The 26,374-nt window shown below is 65.8% G+C and carries 27 protein-coding genes; 20 read left to right on the forward strand and 7 right to left on the reverse strand.

The window, feature by feature from the left end; genetic code table 11:
• Window positions 1-84 precede the first annotated feature (84 nt).
• Genes HMPREF3014_RS02490 through HMPREF3014_RS02505 form a run of 4 tightly spaced genes read left to right on the forward strand, consistent with a single transcriptional unit; the run spans window position 85 to window position 2,878 of the window.
• Window positions 85-990, forward strand: coding sequence for a DMT family transporter (locus tag HMPREF3014_RS02490; protein WP_003082086.1), 906 nt, complete (start codon window positions 85-87; stop codon window positions 988-990).
• 10 nt (window positions 991-1,000) lie between these two features.
• Window positions 1,001-2,098 carry a PLP-dependent cysteine synthase family protein gene (locus HMPREF3014_RS02495; protein ID WP_023087682.1) on the forward strand — a complete coding sequence of 366 codons (1,098 nt, stop codon included), beginning with the start codon at window positions 1,001-1,003 and terminating at the stop codon, window positions 2,096-2,098.
• A gap of 10 nt (window positions 2,099-2,108) precedes the next feature.
• Window positions 2,109-2,630: a GNAT family N-acetyltransferase gene (locus HMPREF3014_RS02500; RefSeq protein ID WP_003082093.1), complete on the forward strand. Its 522-nt coding sequence runs from the start codon at window positions 2,109-2,111 to the stop codon at window positions 2,628-2,630.
• Entirely contained in the window at window positions 2,627-2,878 is a 252-nt protein-coding gene (locus tag HMPREF3014_RS02505; RefSeq protein WP_003082096.1) for a hypothetical protein, read from the forward strand. The genes HMPREF3014_RS02500 and HMPREF3014_RS02505 overlap by 4 nt, the downstream gene beginning before the upstream one ends.
• A 28-nt stretch (window positions 2,879-2,906) precedes the next feature.
• Here HMPREF3014_RS02505 and HMPREF3014_RS02510 read toward each other — a convergent pair whose 3' ends face one another.
• Window positions 2,907-3,572, reverse strand: a complete 666-nt coding sequence (locus HMPREF3014_RS02510; RefSeq protein ID WP_003082099.1) for a COG3650 family protein — start codon at window positions 3,570-3,572, stop codon at window positions 2,907-2,909.
• 94 nt (window positions 3,573-3,666) lie between these two features.
• Between HMPREF3014_RS02510 and HMPREF3014_RS02515 the strand changes: the two genes are divergently transcribed.
• On the forward strand, window positions 3,667-4,065 hold the full coding sequence (locus HMPREF3014_RS02515; protein ID WP_003116310.1) for a DUF488 domain-containing protein: 399 nt from the start codon (window positions 3,667-3,669) through the stop codon (window positions 4,063-4,065).
• Between the two features lie 10 nt (window positions 4,066-4,075).
• Here HMPREF3014_RS02515 and HMPREF3014_RS02520 read toward each other — a convergent pair whose 3' ends face one another.
• A complete protein-coding gene (locus HMPREF3014_RS02520) occupies window positions 4,076-4,675 on the reverse strand; it encodes a short chain dehydrogenase (RefSeq protein WP_003112511.1) in 600 nt (199 codons plus the stop codon).
• 105 nt (window positions 4,676-4,780) lie between these two features.
• On the opposite strand from HMPREF3014_RS02520, the gene HMPREF3014_RS02525 reads away from it, so the two are divergent.
• The 3 genes from HMPREF3014_RS02525 (at window position 4,781) to HMPREF3014_RS02535 (ending at window position 10,035) form a co-directional block, all read left to right on the forward strand.
• Window positions 4,781-5,695, forward strand: a complete 915-nt coding sequence (locus tag HMPREF3014_RS02525) for a LysR family transcriptional regulator (protein WP_003116312.1) — start codon at window positions 4,781-4,783, stop codon at window positions 5,693-5,695.
• Window positions 5,696-5,793: 98 nt separating this feature from the next.
• Window positions 5,794-7,704: an ATP-binding protein gene (locus tag HMPREF3014_RS02530; RefSeq protein WP_073647914.1), complete on the forward strand. Its 1,911-nt coding sequence runs from the start codon at window positions 5,794-5,796 to the stop codon at window positions 7,702-7,704.
• A gap of 36 nt (window positions 7,705-7,740) precedes the next feature.
• The gene (locus tag HMPREF3014_RS02535) at window positions 7,741-10,035 is read left to right on the forward strand and encodes a tetratricopeptide repeat protein (protein WP_003082116.1); all 2,295 of its coding nucleotides are present in this window, start codon (window positions 7,741-7,743) and stop codon (window positions 10,033-10,035) included.
• Between the two features lie 75 nt (window positions 10,036-10,110).
• Here the strand turns inward: HMPREF3014_RS02535 and HMPREF3014_RS02540 are convergent, their stop codons facing one another.
• The 5 genes from HMPREF3014_RS02540 to HMPREF3014_RS02560 all read right to left on the reverse strand — a co-directional run bounded on the left by HMPREF3014_RS02540 (window position 10,111) and on the right by HMPREF3014_RS02560 (window position 15,134).
• Window positions 10,111-10,812 (reverse strand): ABC transporter ATP-binding protein, encoded by a 702-nt coding sequence (locus HMPREF3014_RS02540; RefSeq protein ID WP_003086389.1) that lies wholly within the window; start codon window positions 10,810-10,812, stop codon window positions 10,111-10,113.
• A 2-nt stretch (window positions 10,813-10,814) separates the two neighbouring features.
• The gene (gene livG / locus HMPREF3014_RS02545) at window positions 10,815-11,582 is read right to left on the reverse strand and encodes a high-affinity branched-chain amino acid ABC transporter ATP-binding protein LivG (RefSeq protein WP_003082125.1); all 768 of its coding nucleotides are present in this window, start codon (window positions 11,580-11,582) and stop codon (window positions 10,815-10,817) included.
• Entirely contained in the window at window positions 11,579-12,832 is a 1,254-nt protein-coding gene (locus tag HMPREF3014_RS02550; protein WP_003082131.1) for a high-affinity branched-chain amino acid ABC transporter permease LivM, read from the reverse strand. Before HMPREF3014_RS02550 ends, livG begins: the two co-directional genes overlap by 4 nt.
• Window positions 12,829-13,752: a high-affinity branched-chain amino acid ABC transporter permease LivH gene (gene livH / locus HMPREF3014_RS02555; protein ID WP_003086391.1), complete on the reverse strand. Its 924-nt coding sequence runs from the start codon at window positions 13,750-13,752 to the stop codon at window positions 12,829-12,831. The genes HMPREF3014_RS02550 and livH overlap by 4 nt, the downstream gene beginning before the upstream one ends.
• 260 nt (window positions 13,753-14,012) lie before the next feature.
• A complete protein-coding gene (locus HMPREF3014_RS02560) occupies window positions 14,013-15,134 on the reverse strand; it encodes a branched-chain amino acid ABC transporter substrate-binding protein (RefSeq protein WP_003082136.1) in 1,122 nt (373 codons plus the stop codon).
• A 298-nt stretch (window positions 15,135-15,432) separates the two neighbouring features.
• Here HMPREF3014_RS02560 and HMPREF3014_RS02565 point away from each other — a divergent pair, with 298 nt between their 5' ends.
• The 12 genes from HMPREF3014_RS02565 (at window position 15,433) to flgK (ending at window position 26,368) form a co-directional block, all read left to right on the forward strand.
• Window positions 15,433-15,750, forward strand: coding sequence for a DUF2288 domain-containing protein (locus HMPREF3014_RS02565; RefSeq protein WP_003086400.1), 318 nt, complete (start codon window positions 15,433-15,435; stop codon window positions 15,748-15,750).
• A 66-nt stretch (window positions 15,751-15,816) separates the two neighbouring features.
• Window positions 15,817-16,179, forward strand: a complete 363-nt coding sequence (locus HMPREF3014_RS02570) for a DUF5064 family protein (protein WP_003082140.1) — start codon at window positions 15,817-15,819, stop codon at window positions 16,177-16,179.
• 252 nt (window positions 16,180-16,431) lie between these two features.
• Complete coding sequence (flgB, locus tag HMPREF3014_RS02575) at window positions 16,432-16,839, forward strand: flagellar basal body rod protein FlgB (protein ID WP_003120614.1); 408 nt, start codon at window positions 16,432-16,434, stop codon at window positions 16,837-16,839.
• A gap of 5 nt (window positions 16,840-16,844) precedes the next feature.
• Window positions 16,845-17,285 carry a flagellar basal body rod protein FlgC gene (flgC, locus tag HMPREF3014_RS02580; protein ID WP_003082150.1) on the forward strand — a complete coding sequence of 147 codons (441 nt, stop codon included), beginning with the start codon at window positions 16,845-16,847 and terminating at the stop codon, window positions 17,283-17,285.
• Between the two features lie 12 nt (window positions 17,286-17,297).
• Window positions 17,298-18,011, forward strand: coding sequence for a flagellar hook assembly protein FlgD (gene flgD, locus HMPREF3014_RS02585; protein WP_003082153.1), 714 nt, complete (start codon window positions 17,298-17,300; stop codon window positions 18,009-18,011).
• A gap of 27 nt (window positions 18,012-18,038) precedes the next feature.
• Complete coding sequence (gene flgE, locus HMPREF3014_RS02590; RefSeq protein WP_003082154.1) at window positions 18,039-19,427, forward strand: flagellar hook protein FlgE; 1,389 nt, start codon at window positions 18,039-18,041, stop codon at window positions 19,425-19,427.
• A 217-nt stretch (window positions 19,428-19,644) separates the two neighbouring features.
• The gene (flgF, locus tag HMPREF3014_RS02595) at window positions 19,645-20,394 is read left to right on the forward strand and encodes a flagellar basal-body rod protein FlgF (RefSeq protein ID WP_003082159.1); all 750 of its coding nucleotides are present in this window, start codon (window positions 19,645-19,647) and stop codon (window positions 20,392-20,394) included.
• 46 nt (window positions 20,395-20,440) lie between these two features.
• Window positions 20,441-21,226, forward strand: a complete 786-nt coding sequence (gene flgG / locus HMPREF3014_RS02600) for a flagellar basal-body rod protein FlgG (RefSeq protein ID WP_003082164.1) — start codon at window positions 20,441-20,443, stop codon at window positions 21,224-21,226.
• A gap of 45 nt (window positions 21,227-21,271) precedes the next feature.
• Entirely contained in the window at window positions 21,272-21,967 is a 696-nt protein-coding gene (flgH, locus tag HMPREF3014_RS02605) for a flagellar basal body L-ring protein FlgH (RefSeq protein WP_003082166.1), read from the forward strand.
• A gap of 11 nt (window positions 21,968-21,978) precedes the next feature.
• Window positions 21,979-23,088 carry a flagellar basal body P-ring protein FlgI gene (locus HMPREF3014_RS02610; protein WP_003082169.1) on the forward strand — a complete coding sequence of 370 codons (1,110 nt, stop codon included), beginning with the start codon at window positions 21,979-21,981 and terminating at the stop codon, window positions 23,086-23,088.
• A 10-nt stretch (window positions 23,089-23,098) separates the two neighbouring features.
• Complete coding sequence (flgJ, locus tag HMPREF3014_RS02615) at window positions 23,099-24,301, forward strand: flagellar assembly peptidoglycan hydrolase FlgJ (protein WP_003082172.1); 1,203 nt, start codon at window positions 23,099-23,101, stop codon at window positions 24,299-24,301.
• Window positions 24,302-24,319: 18 nt separating this feature from the next.
• The gene (gene flgK / locus HMPREF3014_RS02620) at window positions 24,320-26,368 is read left to right on the forward strand and encodes a flagellar hook-associated protein FlgK (protein WP_003158204.1); all 2,049 of its coding nucleotides are present in this window, start codon (window positions 24,320-24,322) and stop codon (window positions 26,366-26,368) included.
• Window positions 26,369-26,374: the final 6 nt, after the last annotated feature.

The following is a 26,374-nucleotide window of genomic DNA, read 5'->3' on the forward strand; positions in this document are numbered from 1 at the left end:
TGTGCCTGTCGGCGCAGCTAGCCGGCTGCCTATACTGGGAGTCCTTTTTCCGGCGCCGCGGCGGCGCCCGTGGTGGAGATTCCCTTGACTCGGACGCGCTGGTTCGCCCTGGCCTGCCTGATCCTGGCGATGGCGCTGTGGGGCAGTTCGTACGTGGTGCTGAAGGTCGCTTTCCGCGAACTGCCGCCGCTCTGGGTGATCTTCGGTCGCATGGCCCTCGGCAGCCTGGTGTTCCTCGTTGCCTGGCGCTGGCGCGGACGCATCGACTACCGCCCGGGCGACTGGAAGTACCTGCTCGGCCTGGCCGTCTGCGAACCCTGCCTGTACTTCCTCTGCGAATCCTTCGCCCTGCAATACACCAGCGCGGCCCAGGCCGGGATGATCACCGCGCTGCTGCCGTTGCTGGTGGCGGTGGGGGCCTGGTTGCTGCTGCACGAACGGATCGGCCGGATGACCTGGATCGGCTTTGGCCTGGCGGTGCTCGGTTCGATCTGGCTGAGCCTCGCCGGCGAGCCCGACCTGCACGCGCCGCAGCCGCTGCTGGGCAACTTCTTCGAACTTCTCGCGATGCTCTGCGCCACCGGCTATACCCTGTTGCTGAAGCACCTTTCGGCGCGCTACTCGGCATTCGCCCTGACCGCCATGCAGGCCTTCGTCGGCACGCTGTTCTTCCTGCCGCTGGCGCTGGCCAGCGCCGACCTGCCGAGCCAGCCCAGCGCGCTGGGGATCCAGGCGGTGGTGTATCTCGGCGTGGTGGTCACGGTGGGCGCCTACGGCCTGTACAACTTCGGCGTCGGTCGACTGCCGGCCAGCCAGGCCTCGGGCTTCATCAACCTGATCCCGGTCTTCACCCTGGTATTCGCCGCGCTGTTCCTCGGCGAAACCCTCAACGGCCCGCAGATGCTCGCTGCCGGCCTGGTCTTCATCGGCGTCGCCATCAGCCAGTGGCGCAGCGCTCCGCCGCCGCCTCCGGCCGGCGTCCTGAACTGAAGGAGTTTCCATGACCGTCGACCACCGCCAATGGGCCCGCGAGGCGATCCGCATCATCGAAGCGGATTTCCAGCGCAGCGCCGATACCCATTTGATCCCCCTGGAGACTCCCGGCCTGCCTGGCGTCGAACTGTACTTCAAGGACGAGTCCAGCCACCCCACCGGCAGCCTCAAGCATCGCCTGGCGCGCTCGCTGTTCCTCTATGCGCTGTGCAACGGCTGGCTCAGGCCGGCCGCGCCGGTGATCGAGGCATCGAGCGGTTCCACGGCGATTTCCGAAGCCTATTTCGCACGCCTGCTGGGCCTGCCCTTCATCGCCGTGATGCCGGCCAGCACCTCGAAGGAAAAGATCGCCCAGATCGCCTTCTACGGCGGCCAGAGCCACCTGGTGGAGGACCCCACCCAGATTTACGCCGAGTCCGAACGCCTGGCGCGGGAGAGCGGTGGCCATTTCATGGACCAGTTCACCTATGCCGAGCGCGCCACCGACTGGCGGGCGAACAACAACATCGCCGAATCGATCTTCCAGCAGATGCGCCACGAGCCGTACCCGACCCCGACCTGGCTGATCTCCAGCCCCGGTACCGGCGGCACCCTGGCGACCCTCGGCCGCTACGTGCGCTATCGCCAGCACTGCACCCGGGTACTCTGCGCCGACGCCGAGCGTTCGGTGTTCTTCGACGCCTATGTCAGCGGCGACCGTGGCCTGACCCTGGATTGCGGTTCGCGGATCGAGGGCATCGGCCGGCCGCGGGTCGAGGCGTCCTTCCTGCCGGAAGTGATCGACGCGATGGTCAAGGTGCCGGACGCCTGGTCGCTGGCGGCCATGCATTACCTGGCCCGACGCCTGGGGCGGCGGGTCGGCGGCTCCAGCGGAACCAACCTGATCGGCGCCCTGGTGGCCGCACGGCAAATGGTCGCGGCCGGCGAGAAGGGTTCGCTGGTGGCGATTCTCTGCGACGGCGGCGAACGCTATGTGACCACCTATTACGATCCGGTCTGGCTGGCCAGGCAGGGCTATGCGCTGGAACCCCTGGTCGAGGCGCTGGCTGCCTGCATCGAGCGGGGCGTGGCGTTGCCCGACGGGCTGCTGGTGGCTGGACTTTGAAGGAGTGGATATGCACCGTTTGCGAGCTGCCGAAACCGGCGATATCGAGGCCATGACCGACCTGTTGCTGCGCCACGGGCCGAATCCCTGGAACCATTTGCCGGAGGAGGGGGTGCGTGCGCATCTGCGAGCCATCGCCGACGGCGAGGTACGTGCCGTCCTGGCCGAGCGCGACGATCGGCTGCTGGGGTTCGCCAGCTTCCGTCGCACCGAGGATTTCGCCCATTACCAGCCGCAGCGTGCCGATGCGCCGCGGGCCTACATCTGCGAGGCGGTAGTGCATCCGGCGGCGGCCGGCCAGGGGCTCGGCAGCGCGTTGCTGGAGGCGGTGCTGGCCCAACTGGCCGACGAAGGCATCGAGGACGTCTATATCGATCGTCACGAAGAGAACCTGGCGTCGGCGGGAATGATGCGCAAGGCCGGCTTCGTCGAGCTGGAAACCTACGCCGATCCGGCGCGGCGACCGAACGGCTCGGGGCGCTCGACAGTGTGCCATCGCAATCTTTCCCTCCAGCGCAGAGCCGTGCGATGAGTTTCATCCGCCTCAAGGTGCGCGCCGCCTTCATGGTCCACGGCTACGACGCGGACAACCGGGAAATCGTCGAGCAGATCGGCGAGGAACGCTTCGTCGAGAAACTGCTGCGCATCGAACGGATCCAGTCGATCAGCGAGAAATACCTGCTGGTCAGCGCCTCCCACGGGCGCGTCGCCTACTGGGAGTACGAGGGCGGCCTGACGGCGCTGCGGCGGCGCCTGGAGCAGGCCGGATTGCTCTTGTAGGGAAAGGGCCGTCGCGCGGCCCCTCGCTTCACTTGCCCAGTGCGCCCGGATAGGCGCAGCCGCGCAGCGTCTCGCCATCGATGCGCAGTTCGGCGGAGTAGCTGCTGAAGGCGCCGCTCATGCTGTCGGTGCAGGACGACGGGGCGATCCACAATTCGACCTTCTTGCCGTTCGCCTCGCTGGAATAGCTGGTGCTGCCGTTCGGCAGTTCCTCGGCGACGTAAGGCAAGGCCAGGGTCTCGTGTTCGGGGCGGTCCAGGCGCAGGCCCTGGTTGTTCACCCTGGCGCTCCAGAAGGGTTCGTTGCCGTTGGCGGCGAAGGTCAGCAGCTTGAAGTTCGGGTCGTCGCAGCCGGGGCCCTCGTTCTGCACGCGGTACAGTCGGCTGACCTCCAGCTTGCCGTCGGTACCGCGGACCTTGGCCGGTCCCATGGTGCCGCGCAGGTCGACGAACAGGCCCTGGGCGCCGTCGTCGAACAGGCTGTCGGCTTCGCGGCGCAGGCCGGTATTGGCCACGTCCTCGATGCTGAACAGGCGCTTCTCGGTACAGGGGCGGAATTGCAGCGCGCCGTTGATCTTCACCAGTTCGCCCTGGAAGCGGGTGTCTACACTGGTGCTCGGCGATTCGGGCTTCCACACCTGGCAGGCGGCGAACAAGGGGAGCAGGCTGTAGACCAGCAGACGGGCAGGGCGCATAGGGAAGACTCCATCGAAAATGCGCCCACGTTACCGAGCGTCCGGGCCTAGCTCAAGTCCGGATCGGACTTCATCGCAACCAGGGAGTCGATCGATGATCCAATGCAAGCGTGTATACGAACCGGCGTCGCCCGCCGATGGCCGGCGCGTACTGGTGGACCGGCTGTGGCCGCGCGGCATCCGCAAGGAAGCCCTGGCCATGGACGACTGGCTGAAGGACGTGGCGCCCTCCAACGAGGTGCGCAAGCAGTTCTGCCACGATCCGGCACTCTTCGACAGCTTCCGCGAACACTACCGCGCCGAGTTGCAGGCGCACCCGGAACATTGGTGGGGCCTGCTCGACAGCGCTCGCGAGGGCACCCTGACGCTGCTCTACGGCGCCCACGACCAGCAGCACAACAATGCCGTGGTGCTGGCCGAGTTCCTCGAGGAGGAGCTGGACCGCCAGCAGCCGGGTAGTTCGCCGACCTGCTACGCCGACCGCCTCTCCTGAGAAATATCGCTTACCAGATGCGGTACACCTGGCCGGTCTGCGCGCCTTCCACGCTGCGTGCGTAACCCAGCGCGGCGTCCGCCGCCGGAACCGGCTTGAAGCCACGGAAGTAGGGCGCGTAGCCGGGCAGCGCCTCGCTGACCACGGTCGGGCTGACGGCGTTGATGCGCAGGCCGCGCGGCAACTCCAGGGCTGCGCCGCGGACGAAGCCCTCGACGGCGCAGTTGACCATGCTCGCCGAACTGCCGAAGCGGATCGGCTGCTCGGCGAGCACGCCGCTGGTGAGGGTGAAGGAGCCCCCGTCGTTGGCGTACTCGCGGCCGAGCAGTACCAGGTTGACCTGGCCCATCAGCTTGTCGCGCAGGCCGAGCTGGTATTGCGCCTCGCCCATTTCCTCCAGGGCGCCGAAGTGCACCTTGCCGACCGCGGCGACCAGCGCGTCGAAGCGACCGGTTTTCTCGAACAGGGCGCGAATGGAGTCTGAGTCGCTGATGTCGACCTGGAAATCGCCGCTGCTGTGGCCTACCCGGACGATCTCGTGGCGCTCGCCGAGTTCTTTGTCGATACCCTTGCCAAGGGTGCCGCTGGCGCCGATCAGGATGATTTTCATACAGGCCTCTCGTTGAGTGAAGGTGAGTGGTTTCCAGTGTAGAGTCGCTTTTGCCATGGATAATCCTGTCAATCGACAACCTACCGTTTTCATAGGGAAACAATCGTGAAGGACCTGGACGATCTCGCCGCCTTCGCCGTACTCCACGACCTGGGCAGTTTCACCCGCGCCGCCGAGCGCCTCGGTTGCAGCAAGGGCCAACTGTCGAAGCGCATTGGCGTCCTCGAGCAGAAGCTCGGCGTGACCCTCTTGCACCGCACCACCCGCCGTCTTTCGCTGACCGCCGCCGGCGCCGCGCTGCTGCCCGAGGCGCAGGCCTTGCTGGTGCAGGCCGAGCGCGCGCGGCAGGCGGTGGCGCGCTTGCAGGAGCGAGCGGAAGGACGGGTGCGGGTGACCCTCCCGGTCTCGCTGGGTGAGACCCTGTTCGATGCACTGCTGGAGGACTTCCAGGAGCGCCATCCGCTGCTGCGTGTCGAGCTGGACCTGTACAACGGCCTGCGCGACCTGGTTGGCGAGGGCTTCGACCTGGCGATCCGCTCTGGGGTCGAGCAGGACGCCCGGCTGGTGGCGCGGCCGCTGTTCGTCCTGCAGGAAATCACCTGCGCCAGTCCCGCCTACCTGGCGCGACACGGCGAGCCGCAACGCCCGGCCGAGCTGGCCGAGCGCGAGTGCCTGCTGAACTCGCACTACAGCGGCCACGAGGAGTGGCTCTATCACCGCCGCCATCGGCTGGAGCGGGTACGGGTTTCCGGCTTTCTCGCCAGCAACCACTACAGCCTGTTGAAGAAGGCCGCGCTGGCCGGCACCGGCATCGCCCGGCTGCCGTCATACATGGTCCACGACGAACTGGGCGACGGCCGCCTGGCCTGGTTGCTGCGCGACTACCAGACGCGCAGCACGCCGATGTTCCTCGTCCATCCGTTCCAGGGCGGCCTGCCGCGGCGCACCCAGGTACTCGCCGATTACCTGCTCGACTGGTTCGAGCGCAGCCGGCGACAATTGATCGGCCTGGAGGGTTGAACATTTCGCCGCGACGCGGCTCTATTGCACTCCGGGCCGCTTCCATGCGGCCTGAAGCTCATCGCGGGCACGTCGTTGCACAAGGAACGTGACGGAACGTGGCAGAATCCCGCACCGGACCGCTCGCGTGCGAGCGGACGCCATTCATCGAACGCTTGGATAGGGACATGCAAAGCAGCTTTCCGCAATCGAACACTCCCCAGATCCGTCGCGCTGGAGTCGACCTCAACGGCGTGATGTCGGTGCTCAGCAAGCACCTCTATTCCACGCCCACCGTGGCGTTGCGCGAGCTGGTGCAGAACGCCCACGACTCGATCCTCCGTCGCCGCCTGGAGCAGCCCGACTGGCAAGGGCCGTCGCGAATCGAGGTGATCGGCGACAGTGCCAGCAACACCGTGCGCATCGTCGACACCGGCGCCGGGCTCACCGAGCACGAAATCCACGCCTACCTGGCCACCGTCGGCGTCGGCTACACCCGCGGACTGCGCCAGTCCGGCCACGAGGACAGCGGGCTGATCGGCATGTTCGGCCTGGGCTTCCTCTCCGCTTTCGTCCTGGCCCGCCGGGTCAGCGTGCGGACCACGTCCTACCAGCAGCCGGAACTGGGCTTCTGCTACGTCTCCAGCAACGCCGAGCAATACAGCGTGACGCCGATGCCGGCGCGCCCGGTGGGTACCGAGATCACCCTCGAAATGCAGGACGAATACAGTGCGCTGACCCAGGCCGCGCGCCTGCGCGAGATCCTCGAACGCTACTGCGTGCTGCTGCGCGAGCCGATCCACGTCGGCGGCGACGCCCAGTCGATCAACCCGGAGCCGCCGCCGTGGCGGCTGGCCGCCGACGCCGCGCTGCACCCGCTGCAACGGCAGCGCCGCGACCTGGAGTTCGCCGCACGCTTCGAGCACGACTTCGAGCCGATCTGCTGCCTGCCGGTGCGCCCGGACGAGCGGGTCGACGTGCAGGGCCTGCTGTGGATTCAGGACGGCGGCACCTATGGCACCAGCGACAACCGCAATCTCTCGGTATTCCTTCGCGGCATGCTGCTCGACGATGACGCCCGCGACCTGCTGCCGTCCTGGGCCGGGTTCGTCGGCGGGGTGATCGAATCGAACCGCCTGACGCCCACCGCCAGCCGCGAGGACCTGCAGCGTGACGACCATTACGCGGCGATCCAGCATGCGCTGGCCGAGGCGCTGATCGCCGGGCTCGGCGAGGTGGCGCGGCAGCAGCCGGAGGCCTGGCGGCGGGTCCTGCTGCGGCACAACGAGGCCCTGCTGGGAGCGGCGTTGTGCGACGAGCGTCTGTTCGCGCTGATGATGGACAGCCTGCGCGTACCCACCTCCCAGGGCGACCTCCCGGCTTCCGAACTCCTTTCGCGCGGAGCGGTGCATGTGCTGCTGGACAACGACAGCGGCTTCGAGGAAATGCTGTTCCGTGCCATGGGCGTACCGGTGGCCCATGGCAATCGCTATGCGGTAGTACCCTTCCTCCGTCGCTGGGCGCAGGCCAAGGGGATGCGCCTGGTGGAGCTGGGCACCGAGCAGGGCAACCGCCAGTTGTTCCGCCTCGACCGACTGCCCGAGCGCGAGACCGGCTGGCTGGCCGAACACCTGGGCGGCGCCGAGGAGCAGCTGGTGATCGCCCGCTTCAGCCCCGAGGAATTGCCGCTTGTGGTGGTGCCTGACCGCGACGCCGAACTCAAGCGGCGACTGGAGGACGACGAGGCCGACAAGCGTATTTCCACCGCGGCGTTGCGCCTGGCCCGGCAGTTCACCCGCAAGCTCGACAATTGCCAGCCGAGCCGGCTCTACGTCAACCTCGACAATCCGGCGGTGCAGGCGCTGCTCGCGGCCGTCGGCGAGGAACGCGACGAAGCGGCCCATGCGGCGTTGCTGCTGCGCTCGTTCAAAGTGATCATCGCCGGACAGGGACGCGGCCAGCCCGCGACCTCGCTGAACCAGGCCCTGGCCGGACTCGCCGATTCGGTGAAGCGCCTGCTGGGGCAATAAGAAAATTCGCAACACGCCTGATGGAGACTGAAGCATATGGATATCTGGAACTGGGTGGAGAAGCTCCGCGCCGACCTGCGTGAGGCCGGCCAGGAGCAGAGTGCGCGGCTGATCGACGAACTCACCGCGTACGTCTGCGACCTCGAGGTGGAGCGCGCCGAGGCGCTGTTGCCGGAGGTCAAGGCGCTGAGCCGGACGTTGAACAACCCGTGGCTGGAAATCTTCGTCCGCCACTGGGAAATGCGTAACCGGGTCGGCAACCAACTGGAGGGTGAGACCGCCCTGGCCGACGCCGTTTCCCTGTTCGAACTGGCCAACCGCGACGACACCCAGGCCTGCCCGCAGTCGGTCTGCGTGACCCAGGACCTGGCGTCGTGCTACGCCAACGTCGACGGCCCGGGCTGGGTGGAGGAACGCATCGAGGTGTGCGACGAGACCCTGGCGCGGATCGACCCGACCTGGGCCTGCTTCCACTGTCTGAGCAACGAGAAGGCCGAGGCGCTGCTCGACGACGGGCGCGGCGAAGATGCCCTGGCCTTCCTGGCCGAACAGGAGAAGAAGATCCTCGCCGCCGGCGAGGAGGTATTCGACAGCCTCCTGGAGATGCGCGTGGCGATCCTGCTGAACCTGGGGCGCGCGGAACAGGCGCTGGCCCTGATCGGCGAGATGGAGGAGAAGGTCGAGGGCGCGGAGTGGAACAACATCAGCCAGCCGCGGCGTCTGTACAAGGCCCACGGCCTGGCGTTGCTGGGGCGCGACGAGGAGGCCCTGGAGGCGCTGCTGCCGTTCTCCGAGATTGCCCCGCGCTATCGTACGATCTGGCTGCGCGCCGTCTACCTGCTGCTGCAACGGACCCCTGAGCGCAACACCTGGGACTTCGGCGGGCGCCTGCAGCAGATGCTCGAACACTACTCGCAGAAGGGCGCGCACCGGGTGGTCATCGATGTTGCCAGCCAGGCCATCCGCCTCGCGTTGCAACGCGGTTCGGTATGGAGCGCCAGGCGCCACCTGGCGCTGGCCGAACAGCATGCTCAACAGTTGCAGCGCGATCGGGGCGCCAGCCAGTTGCTCGCCGGGTTGAGGGAGGAGATCGATGCCGCGCCGCAGCAGCAGGAGCTGCCGGTGCCGGCTGCGGAGTTGCTCGACTGGCTGGCTGCGCAGGGCAGCGAAGACGCGCCGCGCAACCCGGAGAAAGAAGTGCAGTGGCTGCTCCAGGCGCTGGCCGAGCGGCCCGACGACACCGCCTTGCGCGAAGTGGCCGCCTCGGCGCTACAGGCCTGCTCCGCCGACGACGAGGCCATCGACCTGCTCTGGGAGTACGTCGAGCGCCACACCGACGAGGAGCAGCAACTGGCCTACTACCTGCTCAATGCCTTGCTGGCCCGCGGCGAGTACGACCAGGTCAAGCGCCTCGGCCGGCTCTACGCCGACAGCGTGCCGCTGATCGCGCTGTGGAGCGAAGTCAAGCTGGCCGAGAAACTCAACGACTGGCCGGAGCTGGAGCGCGCCTGCCAATCGGTGCTGGAAATTTCTCCCGGCTCGCTGGGAGCCCACAGCCTGCTGGGTAAGGCGCTGATGGAGCAGGATCGCTTCGCCGAGGCGGCGCTGGCCTACCAGCGTCTGGCCGGCAAGCTGGAGGAGCCGCAGTCGGTGCAGTGGGACCAGATGACCGCCGCCAGCGCCGCGCGCGACTGGACGATGCTGCGCGAGGTCGCTGCCGGCATGGGCATGGAGTTCGCCGCCGGCGACGGACCGATCGAGGAAGACTGGGGCTGGGTGATCGTCCGCTACATCGAGGATGGCGAAGCGCTCGACTACTACGCCCGGCGCACCGGCCCGGTGACCGCGCGGGTCCTCGAGAACGCGCCGGGCAACCGCAGCCAGCGGGTCGGTGACTGGGTGGTGTTCGACGCCGGCCTGATCTATCCGGCTCCGGAAGATGAGGAGGAACGCAAGCGTTTCGTTCCCACCTATGCGGTGGTGCACGTCCTCGAGAGCGGTGGTTACTCGCCGAGCTGGCTGGTGGACGGCGTCTATCCGGGCGACGAGGCCTTCGACGCCTTCCGCGAAACGCTCGACGCGCGCGGCTGGAAGGTCTGGGTGCACAGCAACCGCGACTACCAGGTCACCGATGCCAGCAGCGGCGAGGAACTGCGGGCGATCTACTTCACCGTCGCGACACCCGCGCAGCAGGCGCCGCGCGACCTGCACCAGGCGTTGCAGGAGGCCACCGGGCAATGGCCGCACCGCATGTGCTGGCTGCGCCTGGCGGAAGCGGCGGAGGTCGACACCCAGCCGCACCTGGACGCTATCGAGCGCTACGGCCTGTAGCCGGTACGCCTCGGCATAAAAAACGGCCCGTGAGGGCCGTTTTCGTATGCGCTGAAGTCTCCGGCGGGACGGTGCTCAGCCGCCGAGGTAGGCGTCGCGCACCTTCGGGTTGGTCAGCAGGGCGGCGCCGGTGTCGTGCATGACGATCCGGCCGTTCTCCAGCACGTAGGCGCGATCGGCGAGCTTCAACGCCTGGTTGGCGTTCTGCTCGACGAGGAACACGGTGACGCCTTCGCGACGCAACTGTTCGATGATCTCGAAGATCTGCTGGATGATGATCGGCGCCAGGCCGAGCGAAGGTTCGTCCAACAGCAACAGCTTTGGCTTGCTCATCAGCGCGCGGCCGATGGCGAGCATCTGCTGTTCGCCGCCGGACATGGTCCCGGCGCGCTGTTCGTAGCGTTCCTTCAGGCGCGGGAAGAGTTCCAGCACCTTGTCCATCTGCACCTGGTAGTCGTCCTTGTCGGTGAAGAAGCCGCCCATCGCCAGGTTTTCTTCCACCGTCAGGCGGGAGAAGACCCGGCGGCCTTCCGGGACCACCGCGATGCTCTTGCGCATGATGGTGGAGGAGGGCAGGCCGACCAGTTCCTCGCCTTCGTAGCGGATGCTGCCGCTGGCCGCCTGCGGCGAGCCGCAGAGCGTCATCAGCAGGGTCGACTTGCCGGCGCCGTTGGCGCCGATCAGGGTGACGATCTCGCCCTTCTTCACTTCCACGCTGACGTCGTGCAGCGCCTGGATCTTGCCGTAGTAGGTGGAAACCTTGTCGAAACTCAGCATGCTCACGCTTCCCCCAGATAAGCCTTGATCACGTCCGGGTTGTCGCGGATCTGCTCCGGCGTCCCGTCGGCCAGGGGGGCGCCCTGGTTGATCACCACGATATGGTCGGAAATGCTCATCACCAGCTTCATGTCGTGCTCGATCAGCAATACCGTCACGTTGTGCTCGCTGCGCAGCTTGGCGATCAGCGCCTTGAGGTCGTCGGTCTCCTTCGGGTTGAGGCCGGCGGCCGGCTCGTCGAGCATGAGGATCCGCGGGCGGGTCATCATGCAGCGGGCGATCTCCAGGCGTCGCTGCTGGCCATAGGCGAGGGTGCCGGCGCTGCGGTTGGCGAACTCGGTAAGGTTGACTTCCTCCAGCCAGTGCGCGGCGTACTCCATGGCCTCGCGCTCGCTGCGGCGGAATGCCGGGGTCTTGAACAGGCCGGCGAGGAAGTTGGTGTTGAGGTGGCGGTGCTGGGCGACCAGCAGGTTCTCCACCGCGGTCATTTCCTTGAACAGGCGGACGTTCTGGAAGGTCCGCACCACGCCCTTGCGAGCGATCTTGTGACCGGGCAGGCCCTGGATCTCCTCGCCGTCGAGGCGGATCAGGCCGCCGGTGGGCTGGTAGAAGCCGGTCAGGCAGTTGAACACGGTGGTCTTGCCGGCGCCGTTCGGGCCGATCATCGAGACCACCTGCTTTTCCTCGACCTTCAGGTTGACGCCGTTGACGGCCAGCAGGCCGCCGAAGCGCATGGTCAGGCCGCTCACTTCGAGAATCGGTCGGCTCATGGCTTCAGCTCCAGGTGCGGGCGTTGCATCGGCAGCAGTCCCTGGGGACGCCAGATCATCATCACGATCATGGTCAGGCCGAAGATCAACATGCGGTATTCGTTGAACCCGCGCATTTCCTGGAGCAGCACCATCACCACCGCGGCGAGGATCACGCCGAGCTGCGAACCCATGCCGCCGAGTACGACGATCGCAAGGATCATCGCCGACTCGATGAAGGTGAAGGACTCAGGCGTCACCAGGCCCTGGCGGGCGGCGAAGAAGCTGCCGGCGAAACCGGCGAAGCTGGCGCCGATGGTGAAGGCGGAGAGCTTGACGATGGTCGGGTTGAGACCGAGAGCGCGGCAGGCCACTTCGTCCTCGCGCAGCGCTTCCCAGGCGCGACCGATCGGCATGCGCATCAGCCGGTTGATCACGAACAGGGCCAGCAGCACCAGCAGCAGGGCCACCACGTAGAGCAGGATGACCTTGTAGTTGGTGTTGTAGGCGATGCCGAAGAACTCGTGGAAGGTCTGCATGCCTTCCGGCGCGCGGCGTTCGAAGGTCAGGCCGAACAGGGTCGGCTTGGGGATCGAGCCGATGCCGTTGGGGCCGCCGGTGATCTCGGTCATGTTGCGCAGCAGGATGCGGATGATCTCGCCGAAGCCGAGGGTCACGATCGCCAGGTAGTCGCCGCGCAGGCGCAGCACCGGGAAGCCGAGGAGGAAGCCGAACAGCGCGGCCATCATCCCGGCGATCGGCAGGGCGGTCCAGAAGCCGAACCCGGCGTACTCGGCGAGCAGCGCGTAGGTGTAGGCACCTACCGCGTAGAAGCCGACGTAGCCGAGATCGAGCAGGCCGGCCAGGCCGACCACGATGTTCAGGCCGATGCCGAGCATCACGTAGATCAGGATCAGAGTGGCGATGTCCACCGCCCCGCGCGAGGCGAAGAACGGCCAGACGAAAGCCACCACGACCAGGGCGAGGACCGCCCAGCGCTGGGTCGATGGCAGGCTGAGGAAGTTCTTCAGGCCGCTGCCGTTGACCTTGTAGCCGACGCCGCGACCCAGCTTGAGCGGGATGCGGTCGCGGAACAGCTGCCAGACGAACATGGCCAGGGCGGCCGCGGCGATGGTCCAGAGGGTCTGCGCATCGGCGCCGAGGACCTCGAGCTTGATGCCGACGGTGCGCAGCTTCAGGCCTAGGATCGGATAGGACACCAGGATCACGAGGAGGGCGCTGAACAGCGCGCGCTTGAGGGACTGGCTCATACTTTTTCCACCTCCGGACGACCGAGGATGCCGGTAGGTCGGAACAGCAGCACCAGGATCAGCAGGCCGAAGGCCACCACGTCCTTGTACTGGTCGCCGAACACGTCGGCGCCGAAGGCTTCGGCGACGCCCAGCAGCAGGCCGCCGAGCATGGCGCCGGGGATGCTACCGATGCCGCCGAGCACCGCGGCGGTGAACGCCTTGATCCCGGCGAGGAAGCCGATCCCGGGGTTGATCACGCCGTACTGCATGCCCAGCAGCACCGCGGCGACGGCGGCCAGGGCGGCGCCGATGACGAAGGTGAGGGCGATGATGTTGTTGCTGTTGATACCCAGCAGGTTGGTCATCTTCAGGTCCTCGGCGCAGGCGCGGCAGGCGCGGCCCAGGCGGGAGCGGGAGATGAACAGGGTGAGGCCGAACATCACCAGGAAGGTGACGACGAAGATCAGGATCTGCATATAGGAGATCACCACGCCGTTCATGCTGCTTTCGCCGAACACGAAGTTGCCGGGCAGCAGGGTCGGGATGGCCTTTTCCTTGGAGTCCTGCGAGAGCATCACGGCGTTCTGCAGGAAGATCGACATGCCGATCGCGGAGATCAGCGGGATCAGGCGGTTGCCGCCGCGCAACGGGCGGTAGGCGACCCGCTCGATGCTGTAGCCGAAGGCACTGGTGACGATGATGCTGGCGGCGAATGCGGCGAGCATCATCAGCGGAACGCTGTCCAGCCCCATCATCGCCAGCAGGGTGATGGCGATGAAGGCGATGTACGAGCCGATCATGTACACCTCGCCGTGGGCGAAGTTGATCATGCCGATGATGCCGTAGACCATGGTGTAGCCGATCGCGATCAGCGCATAGGTGCTGCCGACGGTCAGGCCGTTAACCAATTGTTGTAGGTAATGATAAATCTCGGGCATGGGACTCTCTCGCTAAACGCCCGCCGTTGTACGGCAGGTAGACGTTCGGCTCGCGGGTGTGGGGCCGGAACGCTGCTGAGACCCGTCACGATCCGGCGCGCGGCGGGCCGGCGGGAGGCAGGGGAAAGCCGCGCTCCCGTCCACCAGGAGTGAACGCTGCCGGTCTTCGCCTGCCCTTGCCGGGCCGCCGCTCGCGGAATCATGCGGGTACTAAAACAAAGCCCACGGTGGGTGACGTGGGCTCCGTACTGCAACGATGCTTACTTGACCTCGGTCCGGGTGGCGTCCTTGTGCCACTCGTAGACGGTGAAGTCGAAGTTCTTCAGGTCGCCCTTCTCGTCGAACCCGAGGTTCCCGGTGGGAGTCTCGAAGGTGTTGGCGCGCAGGGCCTCGGCGACCTTCTCCGGATCGGCCTCGCCGGCTTTCTCGATGCCCTTGGCGATCACTGTGACCGCGGAGTAGGCGGGCAGGACGAAGATGCCGCTCGGATCCTGGTTCTTCGCCTTGAAGGCGTCGATCAGGGCCTTGTTCTTCGGATCCTGCTCGAAGGCGCGCGGCAGGGTCGCCAGCATGCCTTCCGAAGCGTCGCCGGCGATCGCGGTGATTTCGCTGTTGCCGACCCCTTCCGGGCCCATGAAGCGCGCGTCCAGCCCGGCCTGCTTGGCCTGGCGCAGCAGCAGGCCCATTTCTGGGTGGTAGCCGCCGAAGTAGACGAACTGCACGCCGGCTTTCTTCAGCTTGCTGATCAGCGCGTTGAAGTCCTTGTCGCCGGCGTTCAGGCCTTCGAAGACGGCAACCTTGATGCCGGCGTCTTCCACGGTCTTCTTCACCTCGGTGGCGATGCCTTCGCCGTACTGCTGCTTGTCGTGCAGTACCGCGATGGTCTTGTCCTTGTAGCGTTCGGCGATGAACTTGCCGGCCACCGGGCCCTGCATGTTGTCCAGGCCGATGGTGCGGAAGATCAGCTTGTAGCCGCGCGAGGTGATTTCCGGGGCGGTGGCCGACGGGGTGATCATCAGCACGCCTTCGTCTTCGTAGATGTCGGTGGCGGGTTGGGTGGAGCTGGAGCAGACATGGCCGACCACGAACTTGACGCCGTCGTTGACCACCTTGTTGGCGACCGCCACGGCCTGCTTGGGATCGCAGGCGTCGTCGTAGATCACGCCTTCGAGTTGCGCGCCGTTCACGCCGCCTGCCTTGTTGATCTGTTCGATTGCCATCAGCGCACCGGCGCGCTGCATGTCGCCGTACTGGGCTACCGGACCGGTGACCGGGCCAGCCAGGGCGATCTTGATGGTGTCGGCGGCCATGGAGTAGCTGGCGAACCCGGCAATGGCCATCGCGGCGAACAGGCGGGATAGACGCTGAGTACCCTTCTTCATAGTGCTCCACTCTTCTTGTGTGTTGTCATTGTTGTAGTCTCGCGGCCGCGGGGGCCGGAGGAGACCGGGTGATCGTCATGGACGGACCCCGGGAACTGTACCGGTACAGTGTAGAGCGGCGCTTCGTCGCTTGAAAAGCACGGCACGGCGAGCTCCCGTGAGTCGTGTCGCCTGGTTGACATAAACGTATAGAAAAACGGCGCGGACCTGCCTCACCTCCCTGGGCCCGGTTTCCCTTCGGCTGTCGTGGGCTACCGGCGGGCGTTATCATGGCGCCCATGCAATCCAGGTAGATCCCATGACAGAACAAACTAGCACCCTCTATGCCAAGCTGCTCGGCGAGACCGCGGTCATTTCCTGGGCCGAGCTGCAACCGTTTTTCGCCCGTGGCGCCTTGCTCCAGGTCGATGCCGCGCTGGACCTGGTGGAAGTCGCCGAGGCCCTGGCCGGGGACGACCGCGAGAAGGTCGCCGCCTGGCTTTCCGGCGGCGGCCTGAGCAAGGTCGGGGAGGATGCGGCCAAGGACTTCCTCGAACGCGACCCGACCCTCTGGGCGGTGGTGGTGGCGCCCTGGGTGGTCATTCAGGAACGCGCGGAAAAAGCGACGTTGCACTGATCCAGGGCGGTTTTCTTTCGCTCGACCCTGGCTAGACTGATTCCGATTCCCACCAGGAGATTCGTCATGTTCGAACCAGGCCACCTCCATCTGGTCAGCCTGCCCGGCCTCGACCAGCAGGACATCAATATCCATATCCGCTACGAGGTGCGGCAGAACGCCGAATCCGGCGCCTATGTGCACTTCGACATGGACGGCGAGATCGACGGCAAGCCGTTCAGCGACTCCTTCGAGCTGCCGCGCGATACCGCCTTCAACTTCGCCAGCGATGCCACGCGGGTCGCCCAGAAGCACGGCCTGCACCCGAAGTTCGGCGCGATCACCCGGGTGCACAAGGAATACGATGCGATGTTCGAGGATATTCGCGCCAAGCTGCATGCCCATCCCGGCGAACCGGTGGATCTCGAGCGGATCATTCGCCACGAGTGAGCCGTGTCCCCGGCGGCCGGAAGCATGGGAAAGGCCCGATATCGACGATATCGGGCCTTTTTTCGTTTGCCGGAGAGGCCGTTCCAGGGGCTTGCCACCCTTGCCGGCAAGCGGAAACGGCTTGCCGCTTGCCGCTTCCGGGTTGCTCTTAAATAAACTCAAGTTATTGAATATAAAGGTTTTTAATAATTTGGCACGGGCCTTGCTGAAGTGTTGGCGACGAAAGCCACACCGGCAAACAGGTTCGCAGCCATGAGCATCAGTTTCGACAGAGCACTCGGTATCCACCAGCAGGCCCTCAGCTTCCGCGCCCAGCGCGCCGAAGTGCTGGCCAACAACCTGGCCAACGCCGATACCCCGAACTACAAGGCTCGCGACCTGGACTTCGCCGCGGTTCTCGCCGAGCAGAAGGACAAGGCCGCCAAGGGTACCTTCGCCATCCGCACCACCAACGAGCGGCATATCGCCGCCGAAGGTTTCGGCATGGGCGAGGGCAGCCTGCAGTACCGCATCCCGGTCCAGCCGTCGATCGACCAGAACACTGTCGACGCCCAGATCGAGCAGGCCAACTACGCCGAGAACGCCATGCACTTCCAGGCGTCCTTCACCTTCCTCAACAGCAAATTCAAAGGGCTGGTCAGCGCCCTGCGTGGAGAGTAACCGCCATGTCCCTCGCCAGTGTCTTCAACATTGCCGGTAGCGGCATGAGCGCCCAGAGCACCCGCCTGAACACCGTGGCCAGCAACATCGCCAACGCCGAGACGGTTTCCTCCAGCGTCGACAAGACCTACCGCGCCCGCCATCCGGTGTTCTCCACCATGTTCCAGCAGGCCCAGGGCGACAGCGGCTCGCTGTTCGCCGACCAGGACAGCTCCGGCGCCGGCGTGCAGGTGCTGGGCATCGTCGAGGACCAGAGTTCGCTGATGCCGCGCTACGAGCCGAACCATCCGGCCGCGGATGCCAACGGCTACGTGTATTACCCCAATGTGAACGTGGTCGAGGAAATGGCCGACATGATTTCCGCCAGCCGTGCCTTCCAGACCAACGCGGAAATGATGAATACCGCCAAACAGATGATGCAGAAGGTCCTGACCCTGGGTCAGTGAGCGGAGTAGAGCATGAGCATCGATAACGTCAGCGGCACCAGCAGCAACACCGGCAACGTCAACGGCAGCAAGCGTGCCGCCGGCAGCGGCGCCACCGAGACCGGGCAGAGCGTCAAGGGCAGCAGCAACCTTGGCAAGGACGAATTCCTCAAGCTGCTGGTGGCCCAGTTGAAGAACCAGGACCCGATGTCGCCGCAGCAGAACGGCGAGTTCATCGCCCAACTGGCCCAGTTCAGCACCGTGGAAGGCGTGCAGTCGCTGAACAAGAGCATGGAGAGCATTCTCTCCAACTACCAGTCGTCGCAGGCCCTGCAAGCCTCGTCGCTGGTGGGGCGCAAGGTCATCGTGGCGACCGACAAGTCGGTGGTGGACACCAAGGACACCTTCAAGGCGTCCCTCAACCTGCCGGTCTCCAGCAGCAACGTATGGGTCAACGTCTACGACGACAAGGGCACCGTGGTCAATCGCATCAACCTCGGCCAGCAGGCTGCCGGCAGCGTCAGCTTCATGTGGGACGGCAAGGACAGCAGCGGCAACATCATGCCGCCGGGCACCTACAAGTTCGAGGCGCAGACCTCGATCGACGGCAAGACCTACGGGCTCCAGACCTACCTGCCGGCCAACGTCGACAGCGTCACCCTGGGGCAGAACGGCGGCGAGCTGATGCTCAACCTCGCAGGCCTGGGCAGCATCGCGCTGTCCAAAGTACAGATCATCGGCCAGTAAGCCGGCGTTTCCGGCAAGGAGCTATCCATGAGTTTCAACATCGGCCTGAGCGGCATCCAGGCGGCCTCCAGCGGCCTGAACGTCACCGGCAACAACATCGCCAACGCCGGCACCGTAGGCTTCAAGCAATCCCGCGCGGAGTTCGCCGACGTCTACGCCGCCTCGGTGCTGGGTTCGGGCAGCAACCCGCAGGGCAGCGGCGTGCTGCTCTCGGACGTCTCGCAGATGTTCAAGCAGGGCAACATCGACTCGACCAACAGCGTGCTGGACCTGGCCATCAACGGCAACGGCTTCTTCGTCACCAGCAACAACGGGGCGATCAGCTACACCCGCGCCGGCTACTTCAATACCGACAAGCAGGATTTCATCGTCGACAACAACGGCTACCGCCTGCAGGGCTATGCCGTCGGGCCGAACGGCCAGTTGCAGAACGGCGTGGTCACCGACCTCAAGGTCGAGCGCGCCAATCAGGCGCCGCAGGCCACCTCGAGCATCCAGCAGTCGTACAACCTCAACTCGACGCTGAAGCCGCCGACCGTGACGCCGTTCGATCCGTCCGACGCCGCTACCTACAACTCGTCCTCTTCGCTGGGCATCTATGACAGCCAGGGCAACTCCCACACCATGAGCCAGTTCTTCATCAAGAACGAGCCGGATCCGAATGCGACCCCGCCGATTCCGGAGAACAGCTGGACCATGAAAGTGCTGATCGACGGGGTCAATCCGCTCGACCCGTCGAACAAGACGCCGATGAGCTTCAACGTCACCTTCGACGCCAGCGGCCAGATGACCTCGGTACGGGCTCCGGACGGCAGCACCAGCGGGCCGGGCTTCAGCATCGACGCGACCACCAACGTGATCCAGTTCAGCCCGGCCACCGGCAATCCGCCGACTCCCGGCACCGGCTGGATTCCGGCGGCCTCGGACGGCAAGACCCCGCCGACCTACGCCTGGAATGGCGCGACCGGTGCCGCCAGCGGCATCTCCTTCGACATGCGCAAGACCACCCAGTACTCCACCGCGTTCGCCCAGAGCAACCCGATCCAGGACGGCTACACCACCGGTCAGCTGGCAGGCCTGGAAATCGACGACACCGGGGTGATCTTCGCCCGCTACACCAACGGCCAGTCCAAGGTGCAGGGCCAGGTGGTGCTGGCCAACTTCGCCAACATCCAGGGCCTGACGCCGATCGGCAAGACCTCCTGGGTGCAGTCCTCGGAGTCCGGCGAGCCGGCGGTCGGCGCGCCGCGCTCGGGCACCCTGGGGGCGTTGCAATCCGGCGCGCTGGAAGCGTCCAACGTGGACATCTCCAACGAACTGGTGAACCTCATCGTCCACCAGCGCAACTACCAGGCCAATGCCAAGACCATCCAGACCGAGGATGCGGTGACCCAGACCATCATCAACCTGCGCTGATGACGGCGTGCCGGTGCCGTCCGGGCACCGGCAAGGCCCTTGCCGCCAGCGGCAACCCCTGGCCAGGGGTTGCCCCCGAAGCCTCCGAAAGGAGGCTTTCTGTTTTATAAAATCCTTTTAAATCAATGTATTAATTGTTTTTTCGAATTCTGGCACGGTGCTTGCTGGATAACCTGCAAGAAAGCCCGGCGGATTGTGCCGGTGCCTGGAGGATTCGATGGACAAGATGCTGTACGTCTCCATGAGCGGGGCCAGCCAGAACACCCTGGCGATGCGTGCTCATGCCAACAACCTGGCGAACATCTCGACCAGCGGCTTTCGTCGCGACTTCGAGCAGGCGCGTTCGATGCAGGTGTTCGGCGACAGCTTCCCGGCGCGGGTATTCGCCATGAGCGAGCGGCCCGGTACCGATTTCAGCCATGGCAGCCTCCAGGAAACCGGCAACGAGCTGGACATCGCCATCGACGGCGACGGCTTCGTCGCGGTCCAGGCGCCGGATGGCAGCGAGGCCTACGTGCGTACCGCCGGCATGCATATCGACGCCCTCGGCATGCTGCGCACCGGCGACGGCTTGCCGGTGCTCGGCAACGGTGGGCCGATCGCCGTGCCGCCGGAGGAAAAGGTGGAGATCGGCCAGGACGGCACCATCAGCATCCGCGCCCTTGGCGAGAACCCCAACGTGGTCGCCGTGGTGGACCGGATCAAACTGGTCAACCCGAACCTGAAGCAGATGGAGAAGGGTACCGACGGCCTGCTGCACTACAAGCCGCAGCCGGGCGAGCAGGCGCCGCTGGCCGACGCCAACGTGAAGGTGGTCTCCGGTTTCCTGGAAAGCAGCAACGTGAACGCGGTGGAAGAGATGACCGCGATCCTCTCGCTGTCCCGTCAATTCGAGCTGCACGTGAAGATGATGCGCACCGCCGAGGACGATTCGGCGGCCATGGCGCGGGTTTTGCAAATCAGCTAATCACTTGAGCGTGGTGCCATAAAACCGGCACCCGAGGAGCACGACGATGTTATCGGCACTGTGGGTCAGCAAGACCGGTCTGTCCGCCCAGGACATGAACCTGACCACCATTTCCAACAACCTGGCCAACGTATCCACCACCGGCTTCAAGCGCGACCGCGCGGAGTTCCAGGACCTGCTGTACCAGATCCGGCGCCAGCCGGGCGGCCAGTCGACCCAGGACAGCGAGCTGCCTTCGGGCCTGCAACTGGGTACCGGTGTGCGCGTCGTCGGCACCCAGAAGATCTTCACCCCGGGCAGCCTGCAGACCACCGAGCAGCCGCTGGACATGGCGGTCAACGGGCGCGGCTTCTTCCAGGTCCTGCTGCCGGACGGCACCGTGTCCTACACCCGCGACGGCAGCTTCCACCTGAACTCCGACGGGCAGATCGTCACCTCCAACGGCTTCGCCCTGGAGCCAGCGATCGTGGTGCCCAACGAGACCCAGACCTTCACCGTCGGCCAGGACGGCACCGTCTCGGTGACCACCACCGGCAACGCCCAGCCGCAGGTGATCGGCAACATCCAGACCGCCGACTTCATCAACCCGGCCGGCCTGCAGGCCATCGGCAACAACCTGTTCCTGGAAACCGGCTCCAGCGGCGCGCCCCAGGTCGGTACGCCGGGTCTCAACGGCCTCGGCACGGTTGCCCAGAACACCCTGGAAAACTCCAACGTCAACGTGGTCGAGGAACTGGTGAACATGATCACCACCCAGCGCGCCTACGAGATGAACTCCAAGGTCATCTCCACCGCCGACCAGATGTTGTCCTTCGTCACCCAGAATCTTTGACGGGCCCTGACCGGGCCCTGGCTGTACGCCGCGAGGTAGCTTGATATGAACCGGCTGATGATCGTCTCCCTGCTTGGCATCGCCACCGCCCTGGGCGGTTGCGTCAATCCACCGCCGAAGCCGAACGATCCGTACTACGCGCCGGTGCTGCCGCGCACCCCGCTGCCCGCCGCGCAGAACAACGGCGCGATCTACCAGGCCGGCTTCGAGCAGAACCTCTACGACGACCGCAAGGCCTTCCGCGTGGGCGACATCATCACCATCACCCTCAACGAGAAGACCCAGGCGAGCAAGAAAGCCAACTCCGATATCCAGAAGGACAGCAAGACCAAGATGGGGCTGACCTCGCTGTTCGGCAGCGGCATGACCACCAACAACCCGATCGGCGGCGGCGACCTCAGCCTCAGCGCCGAATACGGCGGCTCGCGCGACGCCAAGGGCGATAGCCAGGCGGGGCAGAGCAACAGCCTGACCGGCTCGATCACCGTGACCGTGGCCGAGGTGCTGCCCAACGGCATCCTCTCCGTGCGCGGCGAGAAGTGGATGACCCTGAACACCGGCAACGAGCTGGTGCGCATCGCCGGCCTGGTCCGCGCCGACGATATCGCCACCGACAACACCGTGTCCTCGACCCGCGTGGCCGACGCCCGGATCACCTACTCCGGCACCGGCGCCTTCGCCGATGCCAGTCAGCCGGGCTGGCTGGACCGCTTCTTCCTCAGCCCGCTGTGGCCGTTCTGAGGACGCTCGCGATGACCAAGTTCAAGCACCTGCTGGCCCTCGCCGCGCTGCTCCTGGCCGCCGGCGCGGCCCAGGCCGAGCGGTTGAAGGATATCGCCAGCATCCAGGGCGTGCGGACCAACCAGTTGATCGGCTATGGCCTGGTGGTCGGCCTGAGCGGCAGCGGCGACCAGACCACGCAGACGCCGTTCACCCTGCAGACCTTCAACAACATGCTGGCGCAGTTCGGCATCAAGGTGCCGGCCAACGTCGGCAACGTGCAGTTGAAGAACGTCGCCGCGGTATCGGTGCATGCCGACCTGCCGCCGTTCGCCAAGCCGGGCCAGCCGATCGACGTCACCGTGTCGTCCATCGGCAACGCCAAGAGCCTGCGCGGCGGCAGCCTGCTGATGACTCCGCTGAAAGGTATCGACGGCCAGGTCTACGCGGTCGCCCAGGGCAACCTGGTGGTCGGCGGCTTCGACGCCGAAGGCCGCGACGGCTCGAAGATCACCGTCAACGTACCGTCCGCCGGACGTATCCCGGCCGGCGCCACCGTCGAACGCGCGGTGCCGAGCGGCTTCGACCAGGGCAACAGCCTGACGCTGAACCTCAACCGCCCGGACTTCACCACTGCCAAGCGCATCGTCGACCGCATCAACGAACTGCTCGGTCCGGGCGTCGCCCATGCGGTGGACGGCGGCTCGGTGCGGGTCAGCGCGCCGCTCGACCCGAACCAGCGGGTCGACTACCTGTCGATCCTGGAGAACCTCGACGTGCAGCCGGGCGAGGCGGTGGCCAAGGTCATCATCAATTCGCGCACCGGCACCATCGTCATCGGCCAGAACGTCAAGGTATCGCCGGCCGCCGTCACCCACGGCAGCCTGACCGTGAGCATCACCGAGGACCCGATCGTCAGCCAGCCCGGTGCCTTCTCCAACGGCCAGACTGCGGTGGTGCCACGCTCGCGGGTGAACGCCGAGGAGGAGACCAAGCCGATGTTCAAGTTCGGTCCCGGCACCACCCTGGACGACATCGTCCGCGCGGTGAACCAGGTCGGCGCCGCGCCGAGCGACCTGATGGCGATCCTCGAAGCCCTGAAGCAGGCCGGCGCGTTGCAGGCCGACTTGATCGTGATCTGAGGACGACGCCATGGATTCCCGTTTGCTCAGCGGTATCGGCGCAGGCCCCGACAGCGGCTCCTATACCGATCTCAACCGCCTCAACCAGCTCAAGGTCGGCAAGGACCGCGACGGCGAGGCGAACATCCGCAAGGTCGCCCAGGAATTCGAATCGCTGTTCCTCAACGAGATGCTCAAATCCATGCGTTCGGCCAACGAAGCGCTGGGCGACGGCAATTTCATGAACAGCCAGACCACCAAGCAGTACCAGGACATGTACGACCAGCAACTGTCGGTGAGCCTGTCGAAGAATGCCGGCGGCATCGGCCTGGCCGACGTGCTGGTGCGCCAGTTGTCGAAGATGAAGCAAGGCTCCAGGGGCAACGGCGAAAACCCGTTCGCCCGGGTCGCCGAGAACGGCGCCGGTCGCTGGCCGAGCAACCCCAGCGCGCAGGCCGGCAAGGCCCTGCCGATGCCGGAAGCCGGCCGCGACGACTCGAAGCTGCTCAACCAGAGGCGCCTGGCGCTGCCGGGCAAGCTGACCGAGCGCATGCTCGCCGGCATCGTTCCCTCCGCCTCGCCGGCCGCCAGCCAGATGCAGAGCCTGGGCCAGGACAGCTACCTGCCGGCGCAGAGCTACCCGGCGGCGAGCCGCCGCGGTTTCTCCACCGATGGCGTCGACAGCCAGGGCAGCCGGCGCATCGCCCAGCCGCCGCTGGCCAGGGGCAAGTCGATGTTCGCCTCGGCCGACGAGTTCATCGCCACCATGCTGCCGATGGCCCAGAAGGCCGCCGAGCGGATCGGCGTCGATGCCCGCTACCTGGTGGCCCAGGCCGCGCTGGAGACCGGCTGGGGCAAATCGATCATCCGCCAGCAGGATGGCGGCAGCAGCCACAACCTGTTCGGCATCAAGACCGGCAGCCGCTGGGATGGTGCCTCGGCGCGCGCTCTCACCACCGAATACGAAGGCGGCAAGGCGGTCAAGGAAGTCGCGGCGTTCCGCTCCTACTCGTCGTTCGAGCAGAGCTTCCACGACTACGTCAGCTTCCTCCAGGGCAACGACCGCTACCAGAACGCCCTGGACAGCGCCGCCAACCCCGAGCGCTTCATGCAGGAACTGCAGCGCGCCGGCTACGCCACCGATCCGCAGTACGCCCGCAAGGTGGCGCAGATCGCCAGACAGATGCAGACCTACCAGGCCGTCGCCGCCGCCGGCACGCCGCCTCTGGGTTGAGCAAGGAGGAACTGACCCATGTCCGACCTACTCTCGATAGGCCTGTCCGGCCTCGGCACCAGCCAGACCTGGCTGACCATCACCGGGCACAACATCACCAACGTCAAGACGCCGGGCTACAGTCGCCAGGATGCCATCCAGCAGACCCAGGTCCCGCAGTTCAGCGGTGCCGGCTACATGGGCTCGGGCAGCCAGATCGTCGACGTGCGCCGCCTGGCCAGCGACTTCCTCACCGGCCAGTTGCGCAACGCCACCAGCCAGAACAGCGAGTTGAGCGCATTCCGTAGCCAGATCGAGCAGCTCGACGGCCTGTTGTCCAACACCACCACCGGCGTCAGCCCGGCCATGCAGCGCTTCTTCGCCGCACTGCAGGCCGCCGCCAACAATCCCTCCTCGACCGAAGCGCGCGAGGCAGTGCTTGCCCAGGCCGAGGGGCTGGGCAAGACCTTCAATACCCTCTACGACCAGTTGGACAAGCAGAACAGCCTGATCAACCAGCAACTGGGCGCGCTGGCTTCGCAGGTCAACCATCTGTCGCAGAGCGTGGCCAGCTACAACGATGCCATCGCCAAGGCCAAGTCGGCGGGCGCGGTGCCCAACGACCTGATGGATGCGCGCGACGAAGCCGTGCGCAAGCTGTCCGAGATGATCGGGGTGACCGCGGTCACCCAGGACGACAACAGCGTCAGCCTGTTCATCGGTAGCGGCCAGCCGCTGGTGGTGGGCAATACCGTGTCGACCCTGAGCGTGGTGCCCGGGCTGGATGACCCTACCCGCTACCAGGTGCAACTGAGCAACGGCAACTCCATACAGAACGTCACCGGCCTGGTGTCCGGCGGCGAGATGGGTGGCTTGCTGGCCTACCGCAACAGCGCCCTGGACAGCAGCTACAACAAGCTCGGGCAGTTGGCGATCACCCTCGCCGATACCATCAACAAGCAGCTGGGGCAGGGCCTCGACCTAGCCGGCAAGGCCGGCGCCAACCTGTTCGGCGACATCAACGATCCGGACATCACCGCGCTGCGGGTCCTGGCGAAGAATGGCAACACCGGTAATGTCCACGCCAACCTGAACATCACCGATACCAGCAAGCTGAATTCCAGCGATTTCCGCCTGGACTTCGACGGCACCAGTTTTACCGCGCGGCGCCTGGGCGACGACGCAAGCATGCAGGTCACGGTCAGCGGTACCGGTCCCTACACCCTCTCGTTCAAGGATGCCAACGGCGTCGACCAGGGCTTCAACCTGACCCTCGACCAGCTCCCGGCTGCCGGCGACCGCTTCACCCTGCAGCCGACCCGGCGTGGCGCGGCGGATATCGAGGCGACGCTGAAGAATGCCTCGCAACTGGCGTTCGCCGGTACCGCGCGTACCGAGTCGACCACCGAAAACCGCGGCACCGGCAAGATCGGCGCGCCGACCCTCACCAGCGGTCCGTCGCCGGTGGATCCGACTGTGCTACAGGGCGCGTTCGGGCCCAACGGGATCAGCCTGGGCGCGACGCTCAGCGCCGACGGCAAGACCTATACCCTGTCCTCGCCGTTGCCGGCCGGCTGGAGCTACGTCGACAAGGACGGTAACGCCCTGACCGGCAGCCCGACGCTGACCAGCGGCAATACCAATACCGTGCGCATGGCGTTCACCGACCCGAGCGGGCAGAAATACAGCTACGAATTCGAGCTCAGCGGCGTACCGCAGAACTCCGACAGCTTCAAGCTGGGCTTCAACGACAAGGGTATTTCCGACAACCGCAACGCTCTCAACCTGCTGGCCTTGCAGACCAAGCCGACCGTCGGCGGCACCGACAACACCGGTTCCACCTATAACGAGGCCTATGGTGGCCTGGTCGAGCGGGTCGGCACCCTGACCGCCCAGGTGCGTGCCAGCAGCGAGGCCAGCGCCACGGTGCTGAAGCAGGCCCAGGACAGCCGCGATTCGTTGTCCGGGGTGAGCCTCGACGAAGAGGCGGCCAACCTGATCCAGTTCCAGCAGTACTACGGTGCCTCGGCCCAGGTGATTCAAGTTGCCCGCACTCTGTTCGATACCCTGATTGGAGCGTTCCGTTGAGTTCTC

The organism is Pseudomonas sp. HMSC065H01, from assembly GCF_001815235.1.
Lineage (GTDB): Bacteria > Pseudomonadota > Gammaproteobacteria > Pseudomonadales > Pseudomonadaceae > Pseudomonas > Pseudomonas aeruginosa.

Coding starts and splice junctions, on each gene's coding strand:
- HMPREF3014_RS02570 (WP_003082140.1), top strand. CDS start 15,817: ATGTTCGAACCAGGCCACCTCCATCTGGTCAGCCTGCCCGGCCTCGAC.
- livH (WP_003086391.1), bottom strand. CDS start 13,752: ATGCCCGAGATTTATCATTACCTACAACAATTGGTTAACGGCCTGACC.
- HMPREF3014_RS02520 (WP_003112511.1), bottom strand. CDS start 4,675: ATGAAAATCATCCTGATCGGCGCCAGCGGCACCCTTGGCAAGGGTATC.
- flgF (WP_003082159.1), top strand. CDS start 19,645: ATGGACAAGATGCTGTACGTCTCCATGAGCGGGGCCAGCCAGAACACC.
- livG (WP_003082125.1), bottom strand. CDS start 11,582: ATGAGCCGACCGATTCTCGAAGTGAGCGGCCTGACCATGCGCTTCGGC.
- HMPREF3014_RS02500 (WP_003082093.1), top strand. CDS start 2,109: ATGCACCGTTTGCGAGCTGCCGAAACCGGCGATATCGAGGCCATGACC.
- HMPREF3014_RS02515 (WP_003116310.1), top strand. CDS start 3,667: ATGATCCAATGCAAGCGTGTATACGAACCGGCGTCGCCCGCCGATGGC.
- flgK (WP_003158204.1), top strand. CDS start 24,320: ATGTCCGACCTACTCTCGATAGGCCTGTCCGGCCTCGGCACCAGCCAG.
- flgC (WP_003082150.1), top strand. CDS start 16,845: ATGTCCCTCGCCAGTGTCTTCAACATTGCCGGTAGCGGCATGAGCGCC.
- HMPREF3014_RS02560 (WP_003082136.1), bottom strand. CDS start 15,134: ATGAAGAAGGGTACTCAGCGTCTATCCCGCCTGTTCGCCGCGATGGCC.
- HMPREF3014_RS02610 (WP_003082169.1), top strand. CDS start 21,979: ATGACCAAGTTCAAGCACCTGCTGGCCCTCGCCGCGCTGCTCCTGGCC.
- HMPREF3014_RS02535 (WP_003082116.1), top strand. CDS start 7,741: ATGGATATCTGGAACTGGGTGGAGAAGCTCCGCGCCGACCTGCGTGAG.
- HMPREF3014_RS02505 (WP_003082096.1), top strand. CDS start 2,627: ATGAGTTTCATCCGCCTCAAGGTGCGCGCCGCCTTCATGGTCCACGGC.
- HMPREF3014_RS02495 (WP_023087682.1), top strand. CDS start 1,001: ATGACCGTCGACCACCGCCAATGGGCCCGCGAGGCGATCCGCATCATC.
- HMPREF3014_RS02565 (WP_003086400.1), top strand. CDS start 15,433: ATGACAGAACAAACTAGCACCCTCTATGCCAAGCTGCTCGGCGAGACC.
- flgG (WP_003082164.1), top strand. CDS start 20,441: ATGTTATCGGCACTGTGGGTCAGCAAGACCGGTCTGTCCGCCCAGGAC.
- flgB (WP_003120614.1), top strand. CDS start 16,432: ATGAGCATCAGTTTCGACAGAGCACTCGGTATCCACCAGCAGGCCCTC.
- flgH (WP_003082166.1), top strand. CDS start 21,272: ATGAACCGGCTGATGATCGTCTCCCTGCTTGGCATCGCCACCGCCCTG.
- HMPREF3014_RS02510 (WP_003082099.1), bottom strand. CDS start 3,572: ATGCGCCCTGCCCGTCTGCTGGTCTACAGCCTGCTCCCCTTGTTCGCC.
- flgE (WP_003082154.1), top strand. CDS start 18,039: ATGAGTTTCAACATCGGCCTGAGCGGCATCCAGGCGGCCTCCAGCGGC.
- HMPREF3014_RS02540 (WP_003086389.1), bottom strand. CDS start 10,812: ATGCTGAGTTTCGACAAGGTTTCCACCTACTACGGCAAGATCCAGGCG.
- flgD (WP_003082153.1), top strand. CDS start 17,298: ATGAGCATCGATAACGTCAGCGGCACCAGCAGCAACACCGGCAACGTC.
- HMPREF3014_RS02550 (WP_003082131.1), bottom strand. CDS start 12,832: ATGAGCCAGTCCCTCAAGCGCGCGCTGTTCAGCGCCCTCCTCGTGATC.
- flgJ (WP_003082172.1), top strand. CDS start 23,099: ATGGATTCCCGTTTGCTCAGCGGTATCGGCGCAGGCCCCGACAGCGGC.